The 15,247-nt window shown below is 73.8% G+C and carries 12 protein-coding genes; 7 read left to right on the top strand and 5 right to left on the bottom strand.

What is annotated here, in order from left to right; all coding sequences use genetic code 11:
• Window positions 1-146: 146 nt before the first annotated feature.
• The 3 genes from IE206_RS29730 to IE206_RS29720 all read right to left on the bottom strand — a co-directional run bounded on the left by IE206_RS29730 (window position 147) and on the right by IE206_RS29720 (window position 6,730).
• Entirely contained in the window at window positions 147-1,583 is a 1,437-nt protein-coding gene (locus IE206_RS29730) for a DUF4232 domain-containing protein (RefSeq protein WP_189967461.1), read from the bottom strand.
• 231 nt (window positions 1,584-1,814) lie between these two features.
• Window positions 1,815-3,398: a peptidoglycan-binding domain-containing protein gene (locus tag IE206_RS29725; protein ID WP_189967459.1), complete on the bottom strand. Its 1,584-nt coding sequence runs from the start codon at window positions 3,396-3,398 to the stop codon at window positions 1,815-1,817.
• Window positions 3,399-3,424: 26 nt separating this feature from the next.
• Window positions 3,425-6,730, bottom strand: coding sequence for an AfsR/SARP family transcriptional regulator (locus IE206_RS29720; RefSeq protein ID WP_189967458.1), 3,306 nt, complete (start codon window positions 6,728-6,730; stop codon window positions 3,425-3,427).
• Window positions 6,731-7,024: 294 nt separating this feature from the next.
• Between IE206_RS29720 and IE206_RS29715 the strand changes: the two genes are divergently transcribed.
• Window positions 7,025-7,366 (top strand): hypothetical protein, encoded by a 342-nt coding sequence (locus tag IE206_RS29715; protein ID WP_189967456.1) that lies wholly within the window; start codon window positions 7,025-7,027, stop codon window positions 7,364-7,366.
• A gap of 6 nt (window positions 7,367-7,372) precedes the next feature.
• Here the strand turns inward: IE206_RS29715 and IE206_RS29710 are convergent, their stop codons facing one another.
• Together IE206_RS29710 and IE206_RS29705 are read right to left on the bottom strand one after the other, a co-directional pair.
• Entirely contained in the window at window positions 7,373-7,600 is a 228-nt protein-coding gene (locus IE206_RS29710) for a DUF397 domain-containing protein (RefSeq protein WP_189967454.1), read from the bottom strand.
• Window positions 7,590-8,423, bottom strand: a complete 834-nt coding sequence (locus tag IE206_RS29705; RefSeq protein ID WP_189967452.1) for a helix-turn-helix domain-containing protein — start codon at window positions 8,421-8,423, stop codon at window positions 7,590-7,592. Before IE206_RS29705 ends, IE206_RS29710 begins: the two co-directional genes overlap by 11 nt.
• 187 nt (window positions 8,424-8,610) lie before the next feature.
• Between IE206_RS29705 and IE206_RS29700 the strand changes: the two genes are divergently transcribed.
• The 6 genes from IE206_RS29700 to IE206_RS29675 all read left to right on the top strand — a co-directional run bounded on the left by IE206_RS29700 (window position 8,611) and on the right by IE206_RS29675 (window position 15,222).
• Window positions 8,611-8,766, top strand: coding sequence for a hypothetical protein (locus IE206_RS29700; protein ID WP_189967450.1), 156 nt, complete (start codon window positions 8,611-8,613; stop codon window positions 8,764-8,766).
• A 344-nt stretch (window positions 8,767-9,110) separates the two neighbouring features.
• Window positions 9,111-10,694 (top strand): phage tail sheath family protein, encoded by a 1,584-nt coding sequence (locus IE206_RS29695; protein WP_189967448.1) that lies wholly within the window; start codon window positions 9,111-9,113, stop codon window positions 10,692-10,694.
• A 57-nt stretch (window positions 10,695-10,751) separates the two neighbouring features.
• On the top strand, window positions 10,752-11,195 hold the full coding sequence (locus IE206_RS29690) for a phage tail protein (protein ID WP_189967446.1): 444 nt from the start codon (window positions 10,752-10,754) through the stop codon (window positions 11,193-11,195).
• Window positions 11,195-11,638 (top strand): hypothetical protein, encoded by a 444-nt coding sequence (locus IE206_RS29685; protein ID WP_189967444.1) that lies wholly within the window; start codon window positions 11,195-11,197, stop codon window positions 11,636-11,638. The genes IE206_RS29690 and IE206_RS29685 overlap by 1 nt, the downstream gene beginning before the upstream one ends.
• Complete coding sequence (locus IE206_RS29680) at window positions 11,635-11,793, top strand: DUF6760 family protein (RefSeq protein WP_162952566.1); 159 nt, start codon at window positions 11,635-11,637, stop codon at window positions 11,791-11,793. The genes IE206_RS29685 and IE206_RS29680 overlap by 4 nt, the downstream gene beginning before the upstream one ends.
• 2,220 nt (window positions 11,794-14,013) lie before the next feature.
• A complete protein-coding gene (locus IE206_RS29675; RefSeq protein ID WP_189967442.1) occupies window positions 14,014-15,222 on the top strand; it encodes a hypothetical protein in 1,209 nt (402 codons plus the stop codon).
• Window positions 15,223-15,247 lie beyond the last annotated feature (25 nt).

Genomic DNA, 15,247 nt, shown 5'->3' with positions numbered 1-15,247 from the left:
CTGGTTTGCGCAGTTCCCCGCGCCCCTGGCTGGGTTGATGCTGGCCCGCACTGGGGTATTTCAGCCCGTCCGGCGTTTGAGGACGAGCGCCCTTCAGGCGCGATACGGGGCCTGGTCCGGAGCCCCAGGGTGCTCCGGACCGGAGGCTACTGGAGGATCTTCCAGCGCTGCTGGTCGGCCGGGAGGGCCCCGCAGGGGCGGACCTCGGCCACCTGAAGGTGCTGCCGGTCGTTGGGCGTCAGATCCGACAGGCACCAATTGTCGTCCCGGCTCACCAGCCGTACAAAACCGTCACCGCCGCTGATCGGCTGGATCGACCACTTCTGGTTGGCAGTCATCGACCCGTTGGACAGGCTCGCCTCGCCGCCCGACGCGCCCCACATCTGGATCTGGTTCCCCTCCCGGGTGTTGTCCGCGACAGCCCACGGCTCGGACGACGAGGTGAAGGCGAACTCGTTGTTGGGCAGCGGGTGTACGTGCCAGAACTGGTCCCAGGGGGGCTTGTTCAAGCTCGTCGGCGCCGTGTAGACGTACCGGCCCTCCGGCTTCTGGTCGGTCGGCGAGACGAGGAGGTATCCGAGCCCGGACTGGATCCGCACCAGCTTGTTCGGGTCGTACTGGGGCGGCTTGGGAGCGTTGTTCCCACCGCCGCCTCCGCTGCCCCCGCCACCGGGATCCTTCGGCTTCGGCTGGTCGGCGGCGGGCGGGGGCGGGGGCGGCGCCGGCACGGAGGGCGGCGGGGGCTGCTTGGAGGGCGCCGGCGGGGCGGAAGGCAGCGGCGTGTTGGAGCCCTGCGGAAGCGGCTCCTCCTTGGAGGGCGCCTTCTCGGAGGCCTGGCTCTTGACGCCCACGTCGTGCTGGAACCAGATCAGCGCGAACGCGACGGCCGCCGCCACCAGGACCGACCCGACCGCGAGCACCCAGCGCGGGAACACGGACGGCTGCACGTAGGTGCCGCGCAGCTCCTGCGGGGCGGGATCGCCCGACCTCAGCACCGAGACGGTGAACTGGTGCTGGCGGATCCCGCCGAACCAGCTCACGTTCGCCGAGGTGAGCTGCACCTCGGCGAATCCGGCCCGGCCCGGGTCGACCTGGACCGCGGTGGGGTTGGCCTCGACAGTGAGGCTGTCGCCGTTGTCCCGGGTGGAGAAGGACGCGGTCAGCGGCTGGTTGCCCAGGTTGTCGACGGCCACCCGGCCACGTGCCCGGCGCCTGCCCTTCACGGTGCGCGGGACCAGCTCGGCACGCATCTCGGCGAACGGGGTGATCGTGAGCCGGCCCTCGACGACATCGGCCTCGCCCGGGTGCTCGCGCGGCTCGACCCGGATGCCGAAGGGACTCTGGCCCGCCACGGCGTCCGAGGTGCGCGGCGGCGCGAAGGTGATCTCGCTGACCCCTTCCGCCCCGGGATAGAGACGCAGCGTGGCCGGCTCGACGTGCGCCCAGCCTGCGGCGTCCCCGACCGGCGTGAACCGGTACTCCTCGACGGTGTCGCCCGTATTGCGCACCCGCAGTCGTACGACGGCGCTGTCACCGGGGGCAACGGTGGTGGCGGGGGGCTCCAGGGCAGTCCACATACTCACCCCACGAGTTAATTCCGGCCGAGGACGAAGTACAGGGCCGGAAAGGGCAGTTCCGGGGGCAGGACCCGCTGCCCGAGCGGCCATCACCCCTAGTCGGGCGGCCCGCCGAGGGGGGGCGGCCCGAGGAAGGGAACCCGGGCGGTTGCGGGGGAACAACCGCCCGGGAGTCTGTGGATGCGAGCAGCCTCTCAGGCCGCGATCAGCAGCGCCTAACGTCCGCTAACGCCCGCGCTAACGGCCCGGCTTGCCGCGGTCCTTGACATCACCGCCGATCAGCCAGTTGATGGTCTGCGCGTCGGCCACACCGGTTGCCTTGAGGCCGACGTGCACCTGGTAATCCTTGATCGCCTGCGCGAGACCCGCGTCCGACTTCATGGCATAGCCGTTCTTCTGGCCCGCCTTGAAGTAGTCGATGCCCTTCCTGGCGAAGTCGCGGTCGTGATTGAGGTCGGCGTCGGAGATCGAGGACTGGTTGGCCCACCACAGCGCCGCCGCCAGCTTCGTGACGTCGTAGTGCTGCACACCGCTCTTGACGTTCTCCACGCGGATGCCCTGCGCCCACATCGAGGTGAGGGTGGCCCGGCCGAGGGTGCCCGGCTTCTTGTCGGTGGCCGTCAGCTGCATGCTGCTCTTCTTGTCCCGCATGACGTGCGCCTGATAGCAGGCCAGGGAGGTCTGGGTGGCCTTGTCGATGATCCCGGCGGTCCAGCCGGGCTTCAGGGTGCACTCGTTCTCGTTGCCGAGGGTGGCCAGGCGGTACTGCGCGAACGTGACGATCTCGTCCGGCTTGTAGCCCATGTCCCAGACCGGGCCCTGAGGCGCGTTCGGTGCGGGCTTGGCCTGCTTCGGCGGAGGCGGCACGACAGGCGGCCCACTGCCGAGTTCCGAGGCGTCCGCGTCACCGCCACCGCCGCCTCCACCACCGCCCCCCGAACCGTCACCGGCCGGGGTAGGCGCGCCGCCGGGCGGGGCCGCGGGCGGGGCGGACACGGGCGCCGAGGGGAGCGGGGATTCGGCGCCCTGCGGCACCGGCTGCGCACTGGACCCGGCCTGGAGCTCGCCGGACGCGGTGGTCACCTTCGGCTGGAAGGCCAGCCAAAGGACCACGAACGCGACGGCCGCCGTCACCATCGCGCTGCCCGCGACCATCAGCCAGCGCGGCAGCACCGGACGCTGGTCGAAGGTGCCGATGAGTTCGAGACCGGTGTCGTCACCGGAGCGGCGCACCGCGACCGTGATGCGGTGCTGCTCGGCCCTGCCCGTCCAACGGACGTGCTGCGGGCGGACGTTGAGCTTGGCGAACGCGGCCCGGCCGGGCGCGATCTGCACCGAGTTCGGCGCCATGTCGTAGGTGAGCCGGTTGGTCTCGTCGCGCAGGGTCAGCGATGCCGTGAGCGGGGTGTTGCCGAGGTTGTCGACAGCCACCGAGGCCCGCCCGCGGAACCGGCCCACCAGACTCGGCGGAAGCAGTTCGGCACGCACCTCGGTGAAGGGCGCGACCGTGACCTGCCCTTCGAGCACGTCCCGCAGGTCGGGGTGCTCGCGGGGCTCCACGCGGATGCCGTACGGGGCCGGGCCCGCCGGGGCGTCCGGCGAGCGGGGCGGCGCGAAGGAGATCTCCGCGGTGCCCTCGCTGCCGGGGTAGAGGCGCAGGGTGTCGGGTTCCACCCGGGCCCAGCCCGCGGGCGCGCCGACCACCGAGAGGCGGTACTCCTCGACCGTGTCCCCGGTGTTGCGCACCCGCAGCCGTGCGGTGGTCCGCCCACCGGGATCTACGGCGACGGCGGCCGGGTCCAGAGACGTCCACATGGTCATGATCGAAGGCTAGGGGGCGCGCCGGGCTATCCCCTGCCCAAAAGGCTCTGGCAGAGGGCAGCCCCGGCTGCACTCGGAGCCCCGGCGGCCGGGCTGCCCGGCGGGCCGGTCGGCTGCCTCGGCACCGTGGACGCCGTCGACATCAGCGAGGTGAGCTCGTCGGCCTCCGCCGCGCCGCGGGCGCTGAGCAGCCGGTGCGCGGTGCGCAGCGAGGCAAGGGCGGACAGCGCCGGGGTCTCGCCGAGCGTGAGCAGTGCCCGGCCGCGTGCCGCGAGCGCGAGGCCGCGGCAGAACGGGTCGCCGAGGTCGCCCTCGATGGACAGGGCCTGTGTGGCGCAGGCCGCGGCCTCCCCGGGGCGCTCCCGGGCCAGCGCGCAGTGTGCGAGCCGCGCCCAGGCCAACGCCTCCCAGCGCAGGTCGCCGACCCACTGGTGGTGCTGGCGCGACTCCCGCAGATGGGCGGCGGCCCGTACCGGACGGCCGCCCGCGAGCAGGGCGCAGCCGATCTGGTACAGCACATGCCCGAGCGTACCCCGGTCGCCCAACTCCCTTGCTGTGCGCAGGACTTCGTCGGCCGCGGCCTCGGCGCGCTCCTTGTGGCCGAGCAGCATGTGGGCGCGTACGACATGGGCGAGGACGCGCACCGCGTCGCCCCGGCTGTCCAGTTCCACGAACCGCGCGTACGCCTGCTCGAACAGGGGCAGCGCCTCGGCGGGGCGGCCCATCGCGGCCAGGATCGTGGCGAGTTCGTGCGCCGCCTCCGACTCGGTGAGCGGGTCACGGGCCAGTGCCGCGAACCGCAGGGCCTGGCGCAGGGCGCGTTCGATGCGCGGGTAGGTGTCGGTGCCCTGCTGCGGTACGGCGGCGATCAGGCGCAGCGCGCGGCCCGCCGAGCGGGAGTCGCCGTGGCAGTGCGCCACGGACAGGGCGAGACGGGCCGGGCCGCCCAGTTCGCGGCGCCGTGCGGTGCCGAGGACGAGGTGGGCCCAGCCGGTCAGGAGGTCGACGGCGGGCCGCACCGCCTCCGCCCCCAGGTCCTCCCAGGGTCCCTTGCCGAGTGCCTGCTCAGCGGTGGCCAGGATCAGCTGGTGGGACTCCTGGAGCCAGGCGCGGGCCGCCTCGGCGTCGGCCGGCCGGTACCCGGGCGCCTGCGGGGCGTGCAGCAGATCGGGTACGCCGCTGAGCGGACGAAGGCGGCGGACGGCGTTGCGGACGGTGGCCAGGACGTGGTCGAGCAGCCTGCGCTGGGCGGCGGGCCGCTCGGCCGCGTCCGGCGAGTCGTCGAGGACCCGGCGGGCGAAGATCCGTACGAGGTCGTGGAAGCGGTAGCGGTCCACGCCGCAGGCCTCGATGAGACCGGCGTCGACCAGCGCCTCCAGGGCGCCCTCGGCGCTGCACTCGTCCACGCCGAGCAGGGCGGCCGCGGTGGCCCTGCCGAAGACGGGCACGGCGGCGGCGGACGCCAGGCGGAAGGCGCGGGCGGCGTCCGCGTCGAGGCCTTCGTAGCTGAGCCGGAAGGCCGCGTCCACGCCCAGGCCGTCGGCCTCCAGCTCGTCCAGGCGGTGCCGCTCGTCGCGCAGCCGGGCCGTCAGATCGGCCAGGGCCCAGTCGGAGCGGGCGGTGAGGCGGGCGGCGGCGATACGGACGGCGAGCGGCAACCGGCCGCAGGCATTGACGAGTTGGTGGGCCGCCTCCGGCTCGGCCTGGACGCGCTCGCCGCCCACGATCGTCTCCAGCATGGCCAGCGCGTCCTGCTCGGTCATCGCCTCCACGTCGAGCAGGCGGGCTCCGGGGAGGCCGACGATGCGGGTGCGGCTGGTGACGAGGACGGCGCTGCCCGGGGTGCCGGGGAGGAGCGGGCGGATCTGGGCGGTGTCGTGGGCGTTGTCCAGGAGGACGAGTACGCGCTTGCCCGCGAGCTGGGAGCGGTAGAGGGCTCCGCGCTGGCCGGCGTCGTCGGGGATCGCGCCCTCGGGTACGCCCATGGAGCGCAGGAGGTGGATCAGGACGTCCGCGCTGTCCGCGGAGTCCGGGTCGTTGCCGCGGAGGTCTGCGTAGAGCTGGCCGTCGGGGAAGGACTTTCGGGTGCGGTGGGCTGCGGTTACGGCCAGGGCGGTCTTGCCTGCGCCGCCCAGGCCGGTGAGGACTGCTACGCCCATGGCCTGGGCGTCTCCGGCTTCCCTCAGGAGGGTGGTCAGCTCTTTGAGGGGGGCCTCTCGGCCCGTGAAGTCGCTTATGGGGGGCGGGAGTTGGGTGGGTCGGTTTTTTGTGCGGGGTGGTGAGTGGGGCGGAGCCGGGGTCGTGGGCTCAGCCCCCTCGGCCCCCTGCGCGGGGGTGGGTGCGAGGGTCGGCTGCGGCGGGGTGGGGGCGGTTACGGGGGTTGCGGCGGGCGGCGTCCGCTGTGCCCGCCCTTCCCCAAGGTCTCGGCTTCGCCCGACCGGGGGAGACCCCAAGCGCCCTGCGGAACGATTGCCCACAGCGTGATGAGAAGGGGTTTCCTGGACCGGGGGCTCCTGCACGGGGCGGGTCAGCAGGCGTGTGTGCAAGGCCGTCAGTTCTGGGCCCGGGGGGACGCCCAGTTCTGTGTCCAGCGTGCGGCGGGTGGTTTCGTAGACCGCGAACGCGTCTGCTTGGCGGCCTGCTCTGTGGAGGGCCAGCATCAACAGGGCCTGGGTTCGTTCGCGCAGGGGGTGTTCCGCGGCGAAGGAGCGGAGTGAGGCGATCACGGCTGCGTGGCGGTTCAGGGCCAGGGCGGCGTGGAAGTGGTCTTCCCGGGCGGACAGCCACAGTTCGGTGAGGCGGTCGCGCTGGCGCTCGGCGTGCGGGCCGGGCAGGCCGGCCAGCGGGCTGCCGCCCCACAGGGCGAGCGCCCCGGTCAGTTCGCGGTGGGCGGCCGCGGTGTCGCCCGCACCGCGCAGCCGGGCGGCCTCGGCCAGGCGCGCCTCGAAGACCGCGGTGTCGAGCGCGGCGGAGGGCACTCGCAGGGCGTATCCGTCGTCGGCCGAGACGAGGAGCCTGGCCGGGGTGCGGGCGGGGCGGGACGGCTCCAGCAGAGTGCGCAGGCGGGACACGTACGTACGCAGGGTGCCGACCCCGCGCGGGGGCAGCCGGTCGCCCCAGATCGCGTCGAGGAGCTCCGGCATGGAGACCGGCCGGCCCTCGCGCAGAAGCAGCACGGCGAGCAGGGCCCGCTGCTGGGGCGGGCCGAGCCGCAGGGGCCGGCCGCCGAGGTCGCCCTCGACCGGCCCGAGCATCCGGAACCGCAGCCCGGTCGCCACGCTGCCTATGCCGCCCGTCGTGCCGCCGTCGCCCGTTCCGCCGGATTCCGTCACGCGCCGCCGCCTCTTCCCCTCAACTACGCCCGGCCGATCCGTCCCCCGACGTTGCCCTTTCGGCCCACCGGATTCTGTTCGTCCGGCCCACTGAAACGCTACGCCAGGACCTTCCGCGGGCCCCCATCAGCACATCTGTCGCAAACGGAGTTGGCTTGAACTCACCCCTGTATCCCGCGAGTAACCGGTCGAAAGGGCACCCTCCCTGCCCCCAAGACGGGCCCTATGCCTCCTGCGTTCCGTATCGGAGGTGTCGAGAATCGCGAGGCAGCGAACGAGGGGAGTGCACCTACCGTGCGGGTCACGCAGGAACAGCACGCCGAGCGACGCCCGGGCACTCCGGCGGGCGGCGCGGCGCGGCGTGAGTCCGCACTCGCCCGGATTCACCGCACCGCGGGAGACGCCGCGGTGGCCCAGCTGTTCGCCCCGGCCGCCGAACGGGGCCGGGGGCAGGCCTCCATCCAGTTGCAGAAGGACTTCGAGGACCACACCTGCCGCTCCTGGTTCTTCCGCGTCTACGGCGGCGGCCCCGGCGAGAGCTTCCACGAGCAGCAGGCGGCCTCGGGCTTCTTCAACAACCCCATGACGCTGCGGGTCGGCCGCCCGCCGGCCGGGCCCGACACGGCCGCGCGGTAGGGGAGTTCAGCCCTTGACCCCCTCGATGAACGCCGTCCAGGCCCGCGCCGGGAAGAACAGGGCCGGGCCGCCCGGCCGCTTGCTGTCGCGTACGGGGACGAGGAGGCGGGAGGAGAAGCCGGACTCGGCGACCTCCAGGCAGCTGCCGTTGTCACCCGCGCTGTGGCTCGACTTCCGCCAGCCGTTGGAGCCGGCGGCGGCTGGGGCCGGGTCCGGGGTGCGCTCAGTGCTCATGGTCGTATTCCTCCGCCGCCGTTTCGAGCAGAGCCAGGGACGCCTCCGGCGGCAACGCGGCGGCCCGTGCCAGATCGTAGGCGTACCGGCAGCGGCCGACCGCCGCCGGATCGTCGTGCAGCACCCCGGTGTGGGTGCCCTCGACATAGGCGAGGTCCGGTTCGTCCGCGAAGCGCATCAGGCTGAGCATGCTGCCCATGGCCCCGTGCGCGCCCACCGAACGCGGCACGACCTGCGTCAGGACCCGGCCCGAGCGCCCCAGGGCGGCCACGTGCCGCAGCTGTTCGGCCATCACGGCCGGGCCGCCGACCGCCGTGCCCAGAACGTTTTCGCCAAGGATCACCCACACGTGGGGACTGGCGTGGTCGGCCAGGATGTCGGCCCGGCGCAGCCGGTTGACGACCTTGGTCTCCAGCTCGTCGGGGTGGGCCTGCGGCTGATAGGCGCGGAAGACGGCGCGCGCGTACGCCTCCGTCTGGAGGATGCCGGGCACCAGGATCGGGGCGTACTCCTCGATGACGGTGGCCAGTTGCTCGGCATCGGCGGCGGCCGCGAAGTGGTCGGCGAAGCGGAACGTGTCCAGGGTGCGCAGCATCCGCACGAAGAAGCCCTCGGTGCCGAGCGCCGCGTCGAGGCGCTCCGCCAAATCCGGGCGCGGCTTGCGCCGGCCCGCCTCGAAGTGCGCGATCAGCGAGCCGGAGCAGATGACGCGCTCGCCGAGCTCGCTCTGGGTCAGACCCGCGGCCTCGCGGCGCAGCCGCAGCTCCTCGCCGTAGAACTCGCGCGGCGACTGAACCTGCTCGGCACGTCCCCGACCGGCCACCGAAAGCACCCCCTTCCGTACACATCCGTCCAACGGCGCTTCCGTACAAAGGAGTTGGAGAGCCGCGCCCACTGTTCAGGCTAGCCGTCGGGGGAGCACGCTGCTGGATGTACGGACAGCTACTGCACGATCACGGACTGGGGCGGCGTGGACGGGAGTCGGCATACGTGCCTAGGGGGTGCGCGCCATGGGTGACAGCAGTGCGGAACAGCAGGCGGCCGAGGACGCCCGGCGGAGGGAGGAGCTGTTGGAGAAGGTGCGCGAGGCGAACCGGCTGAGCACCGGCCGGCCCTGCCCGCCGCCGGGGTCGGTCTCGCCGGCCGAGGACGAGGACGAGGCCTGACCCGTCCCCTTCCGAACCTTCCGCGTTCGGGCCCCGGGCCCGGGTACGACGGCTGCCGTACCCGATCCGGCCGGGAGAACCCGCGCCGATGACCGGAAGGGCAGCTTGTGCTGCCCTCGCCCACGCACCTTCTCCCCTCCCCGCGCGGGCCGGGCCGCGCGAGGCTTGAGGGGTAATTGGCCGGTAGCAGCGTTTCGGGGGGCGGGACAACCGCATGCAGCTCGGATTCGGAGTGAGCCGTCCGCCCCGCGCTCAGCTAGAGCCTGTCCGGCGGATCTGGGGCCCCGCGGTCTCCGGGCGCTGGCCCATATCTCCGTACACCCAGTAACAAGGAGCAGCTTCCCGTGCCCAACTACCTGTCCCCCGGCGTCTACGTCGAGGAAGTCGCCAGCGGATCCCGCCCCATCGAAGGGGTCGGCACCTCGGTGGCCGCCTTCGTCGGGCTCGCGCCCGTGGGGCCGCTCAACGAGCCGACGCTGGTGACCAACTGGTCCCAGTACGTCGCCGAGTTCGGCGAGTTCACGGACGGGTACTACCTGGCGCACTCCGTCTACGGCTTCTTCAACAACGGCGGTACGGCCGCCTACGTCGTGCGTGTCGGCGGCACCGAGAACGGCGCCGGGCAGGCTGCCCCGCAGGCCGCGGCAGCCGCCGCGCCGCAGGCGATCACCGCCGGTGAGGCCGTGGCGATCGGCACGTTCAAGGTCTCCGCGATCACGGCGGGCTCCAACGGCGGCGCGCTGACCGTCGAGGTGCAGGACGCCGAGGGCGAGGCCAATGGCGACCGCTTCAAGCTGGTCGTCAAGGACGGCGACACCGTCGTCGAGAACTTCGACGTCAGCGCGAAGAAGTCGGCGCGCAACTTCGTCGTGACCCAGGTCAAGCAGCGCTCCAAGACGATCACCGTCGAGGAGGCCGTGGCCGGTGGCCAGCTGGCCAAGCCGGACGCGCAGGCCGTCACCCTGGCCCCGCCGGCCGCCGCCCCCGCCCCGGTCCCCGCCGGTGGCACCCTCGCCCGGATCGAGTCCGGCCAGTTCATCGGCGACTCCGCCGACCGCACCGGCTTCGGCGGCCTGGAGGCCCTCGACGAGATCAACATGGTCGCGGTGCCCGACCTGATGGCCGCCTACCAGCAGGGCCTGATCGACCTGGAGCAGGTCAAGGCCGTCCAGCTCGGCCTGGTCGCGCACTGCGAGCTGATGGGCGACCGCATGGCCGTCCTCGACCCGCCGCCCGGGCTCAACGCCCGCGACATCCGCAAGTGGCGGATGGAGGGCGCCGGTTACGACTCCCGGTACGCCGCCCTGTACTACCCCTGGATCAAGTCGTTCGACCCGTCCACCGGCCAGACCAAGATCGTGCCGCCGTCCGGGCACATGGCCGGCATCTGGGCCCGCAACGACGCCGAGCGCGGCGTCCACAAGGCCCCCGCGAACGAGATCGTGCGCGGCGCCGTCGACCTGGAACTCCAGATCACCCGCGGCGAGCAGGACCTGCTCAACCCGATCGGCGTGAACTGCATCCGCGCCTTCCCGGGCCGCGGCATCCGCGTCTGGGGCGCGCGCACCCTTGCCTCGGACCCGGCCTGGCGCTACCTGAACGTGCGCCGGTACTTCAACTACCTGGAAGAGTCGATCCTGATCGGCACCCAGTGGGTCGTGTTCGAGCCGAACGACCACGCGCTGTGGGCCCGGATCCGCCGCAACATCTCCGCCTTCCTGGTCAATGAGTGGCGCAACGGCGCCCTGTTCGGCCAGCGCCCCGAGGACGCCTTCTACGTGAAGTGCGACGAGGAGACCAACCCGCCGGAGTCGGTCGACCTCGGCCGCGTGGTCTGCGAGATCGGCATCGCGCCCGTCAAGCCCGCCGAGTTCGTCGTGTTCCGGCTCGCCCAGTTCTCGGGCGGCGGCGGCGAGCTGGAGGAGTAGGTCCGCCTCAACTCGCTTGTGTTTTTGCCGATTTCGCCCGAACAGGAGTAACCCAGCATGTCGCTTCAGCCCGGTGATGCGCTCACCACACACAACTTCGGCCTGCAGATCGACGGCGTCATGGTCGAGTACCTGCAGGAGGTCAGCAGCCTCTCGATGGAGCAGGACGTCATCGAGTACCAGCAGGTCTCGGCCGACGGCAAGCCGATCATCAAGAAGCTGCCCGGCGTCAAGAAGGCCGGCGAGTGCACGGTGACGCGCGGTGCCACGCAGTCCGCCACGTTCTCCGAGTGGATCAAGCAGTCCATCGACGGCAACATGGGCTCGGCCCGCAAGAACGCCTCGATCATCATGATGGACTACATGGACAACCCGGTGAAGCGCTACCACCTGCGCAACGCCTGGTGCAACAAGGTCGAGATCAGCTCGGTCAAGGCCGGCGACGCCTCCGCCATGACGGAGCAGGTCTCCATCACCTTCGAAGAGCTGGTCATCGAGTAATGCGCCGCGAAGGTCCTGGAGTTGCCGGAGCGCCCGGGGTGGACACCCCGGTCGCGTCCGGGGTGCGGGAGACCCTGCGCACCGAGTTCGAGTTCGAGCTGCCGCGCGGGTACGTGGACGACGCGGGCACCGTGCACCGGCGCGGCGCCATGCGGCTCGCCACGGCCCGCGACGAGCTGGTCCCGCTGCGGGACGTACGGGTCCGCGAGAACCCGGCGTACCTGTCGGTGGTCCTGCTCGGCCGGGTCATCACCCGGCTCGGCACGCTCGGTGACGTCCACGACGGCACGGTGGAGAACATGTTCGCCTCCGACCTGGCCTTCCTCCAGGACTTCTACCGGCAGATCAACGCCGAGGGGCACACCCGGGCGGCCGTGGCCTGCCCGCACTGCGAGCAGTCCTTCGAGGTCGAGCTGGCCGGGAGCCGCCTGGGGGAATCGTGACGTACGCGGCCGACCGGATCGAGGAGGAGACCGCGTACCTCGCCTACCACTTCCACTGGGACATGGACTCCATCCTCGACCTGGAGCATGCGGACCGGCGGGCGTACGTACGGCGGGTGGCGGCACTGGTGGAACAAGGCGAAGGGGAGCGGTGACGGGGGATGGGCCTGTTCAAGCGCCGGCGTAACCGGCCGGCGGAAGGCGAAGGGGTTGCGGCCCCCGCCTCCGCGAGCCCCGCGCCCTCCCCTGCCCCCGCCCCCGCCCAGGGCGACGGAGGCTGGGCCGCCGCACCCCCGATGCAGCGCGCCCTGCCCGCCCCCCGCCTCACGGCGGAGCGCGCCTTCGGCTCCACCCTGGCCGCCCACCAGGACCTCTCGGTGGTCCGCCCCCTGACCCACGCGGTCTCCCCCACGGCCCCCCACGGAGTCCTCCACAACGCCCTGACCCCGGTCACGGGTTCCCCGTCCCCGCTTCCGCTCCCGCTGCTGCGGTTGCCGGTGGCGGGGAGGGGGCCGGAGGCGGGCGCGGAGGAAACGGGTTCGGCTCCGGCCCCGGTTCCGAGGGCGGCTTCCGCATCGGCCCCGACTGCGGGTCCGGGCCGGCGGTCGGGCTCTTCCCCGGCTCCGGCCACGGCCCCGATTCAGCGCGCGGCCTCCTCATCGGCCCCCGCCGCGGTTCAGCCGCAGGCTCCTGCATCGGCCCCGGCTGCGGGTCCGGTGCAGCGGGCGGTTGCTCCGGCGAGCGGATCCGGATCCGCGCCGCGGGCGGCCGGTTCGGCCCCGGCTTCGACGTCGGCTCCGACTCCGGGTCCGATGGGGTCAACTCCCGCTGCACGGCGGGCAGTTGGTCCTGCCGCGCGTTCGGATGCGCCCGAGGCGGCTCCGGCTGCGCAGCGGGCTCCTGAGCCCACCCCCGGTGCGAGGTCTGCGGCCTCGGCCACCCCCAGTGCGGCTCCCGCCGCACCGCGAGCGGCCAAGCCTGCGGCCGGCCCGGCGAACAACCCGGGTACGGCTACGGGGGCGGTCGGTTCGGCTCCGGCGAGTGCCGCGCCTGCGGCGCAGCGGGCCGTCAGGCCCGCGGCCGGTCCTGCGAACAACCCGCCCGCGTCCAGTGCCGCTCCCGCCGTGCAGCGCGCCGTCACGCCTCCGCGTACGCCGACGGGAAACCCCGCCGCGACGCCGCCCCCGGTCGCGCCCGGCTCAACTGATGACGTGCGGCGGGCGGTCGAGCCTGCGGCCGGTTCGGCGCCGCAGAGCCCGGCCGTGCCGAGCGCGGCTCCCGCCGTGCAGCGTGCGCAGCCCCGTCAGTCGACACCGCGACCTCCGCTGCGGGCAGACGCTCCGCAGGGCGACCGAGGTCTCCCCGGGCCGAGCGAAGCCGAGACCTTGAGGAAGGGCGGGCACAACGCAGCCCCGCCGTCAGAACCGGCCACGCCCAACCCCGGCCCGGCTCCGGGAGCGGCACGCTCGACCGCCTCCAGCGCACCCCCCGCCGTGCAACGGGCCACCACACCCGCACGCCCCGAGCCGCGAAACCCCGCCCGGACGTCGGGGCCGACAGCGCCCGCAGCACCGGCTACCCCCGCACAGCGCGCGGCCGAGCCCGGCGCGCCCACCGCCATGCCCGTGCGCGGCACGACAAGCAGCCCGGGTGCGACGCAGAGTCCGGCGACCCCGGGTACCCCCGCGCCGTCCCCCGCCGTACAGCGAGCGGTCGCATCCGAGCGCCCCACAGCCAACAACCCCGCCACGGCACCGGCCGGCCAGGGCGCTCCCGGTGCGACTGCCCCCGTGCAGCGGGCAGTCGTACCAGTGAGCCCGCCCGAGTCCGAAGCGCCTCCCGCCATGCCCGTGCGCGGCGAAACGCCCAAGCCCGGCCAGGCAGCGGCAACCGCGTCCAGCCCCTCGGCGGCGGACAACCCCCGCACGCCCCCGGTACAGCGAGCCACGCCCACCCCGGCGGCACCCGCCGCCCCGCCGCGCACCCGCCCGGACAAGCCCGTCCCTGCCACCCCCATCGGGCCCCCGATCCAGCGCGCCACCGCGACCCCGCCCGGCGCGGCCGACGGCCCCGCCCCGGCCGCCCCCGCCGTACAGCGGGCCGCGGCACCTTCGCACGGGGCGGGGGAGCAGCCCCGTACGCATGCGGTGTCGGCCCCGACTCCCCCCGTACAGCGGGCTGTCACCTCGCCGGGCGCCCCGTCGGGCAGCCCCGCCGAGAACGCACCCGGATCGGCTCGGCGTGCCGTCGTGCCCCCGTCCGGCCCGACGGGACCCCGCTCGGCGGAAACCCCCCGTGCCGCATCCGGGGCAACTCCCGCAGCGCCGCGCGTAGTCAGGGCCACGCCGAGCCGCCCCGCCCCGGACGCCGCTCCCATGCCGGTTCAGCGCGCAGCCACCGCGCCGACCCGGCGTTCCCTGACCTCCGCCCCGCGCCCGGTACGCCCCTCCCACCACCTCGACCCCGTAGGCGTGGTGCGCCCGGCCTCCAAGGCGCCCGCATCCGCGCCCACTCCCGCCGTCGCCCCCGACGGCCCCTCCAACGTCCCCGCGTCGGTTTCCCCCGCCGATGCGGGGACCCCCACCCCGCCCCCGGCGGCACCCCCCGTCCAGCGCAAGCCGATGGTCCGCCGAGTCACCCGCACCCAGAACCCGGCCTCGGACACGGCCCGCCGCCGCCCCCTGATCGGCGCCCCGATAGCCCCGAACACCACGCCCACCGCCGCCCCGGACAACACCCCGGGTACGCCTGCGAGCATCTCCCGGAGCGCCGCTCCGGGCGCGACCGCGCCGGGCAGCACCCCCGCTGTCGGCAGTCGTTCCGCAGGGCCCCTGGGGGCTCCCCTGGTCCAGCGGAGCCGAGACCTCGGGGAGGGGTCGGCGCAGCGAAACCCTCTCGCCGCAACCCCGGGCACCGCGCCCGCCCCTGCACAGCCCGCCGTCCAGCGCGCCGTCACGGCCACCCCTCCCGCCGAACCGGCGGCCCCGGCGGCGCCCGCACTCCCGCCCACCCCTCTCCGCAAGGTCCAGCTGCCCCGTCCAACCTCCTTGCAGCGCATGCCGGTTGCGGGCCCCCCGCTCGCCTCGTCCCGCCCCCTGACAACCCGGCACCAAGCAGCTCCGGCCGGTCCGGCCGGCACGACGCCGGGTACGCCCACCGCCGCCCCCACCCCCCTCAAGCAGGCATCCCCCACCCCCGACACCCGCCAGGTCGTCGTCCCCCTGCACCGCCCCGCGGCCCCCCGCGGCATGGCTCAGCCCTCCGTCCAGCGGGCCGCAAAGCCGACCCCGCAGCCCGTCGTCCCCGTACGACGGAACAACCCGGCACCGGCCCCGGCACCCGCCCCGCCGCAACCCGTACAACGGCAGCCCGAGCCCTCCGTGCAACGGAAGGCCACCCCGCAGGCCCCGCCCGCCACCACGCCCGCCGCCCCGGCAACCTCACCCCAGTCGGCGGCCGGGCCCGCCGAACAGGCCCCCGACATCGACGCCCTGGCCCGACGCCTGGTCGCCCCGCTCTCGCGCCTGCTCCGCGCCGAACTCCGCGGGGACCGCGAACGCATCGGCCGCCTGCGCGACCGCTGACCTGCCCCCCGCCCGTAAACAGCCC

This window comes from Streptomyces violascens (genome assembly GCF_014649955.1).
Classification (GTDB): Bacteria; Actinomycetota; Actinomycetes; order Streptomycetales; family Streptomycetaceae; genus Streptomyces; species Streptomyces violascens.
Note: the sequence above shows the minus strand (reverse complement) of the source record. Positions and strands in the feature narration are given on the sequence as shown.

Bases quoted from the DNA above. Each gene is read 5' to 3' on its own strand.
- IE206_RS29710 (WP_189967454.1), bottom strand. From the start codon at position 7,600: ATGAGCACTGAGCGCACCCCGGACCCGGCCCCAGCCGCCGCCGGCTCC.
- IE206_RS29685 (WP_189967444.1), top strand. From the start codon at position 11,195: ATGCGCCGCGAAGGTCCTGGAGTTGCCGGAGCGCCCGGGGTGGACACC.
- IE206_RS29725 (WP_189967459.1), bottom strand. From the start codon at position 3,398: ATGACCATGTGGACGTCTCTGGACCCGGCCGCCGTCGCCGTAGATCCC.
- IE206_RS29675 (WP_189967442.1), top strand. From the start codon at position 14,014: ATGCCGGTTCAGCGCGCAGCCACCGCGCCGACCCGGCGTTCCCTGACC.
- IE206_RS29690 (WP_189967446.1), top strand. From the start codon at position 10,752: ATGTCGCTTCAGCCCGGTGATGCGCTCACCACACACAACTTCGGCCTG.
- IE206_RS29700 (WP_189967450.1), top strand. From the start codon at position 8,611: ATGGGTGACAGCAGTGCGGAACAGCAGGCGGCCGAGGACGCCCGGCGG.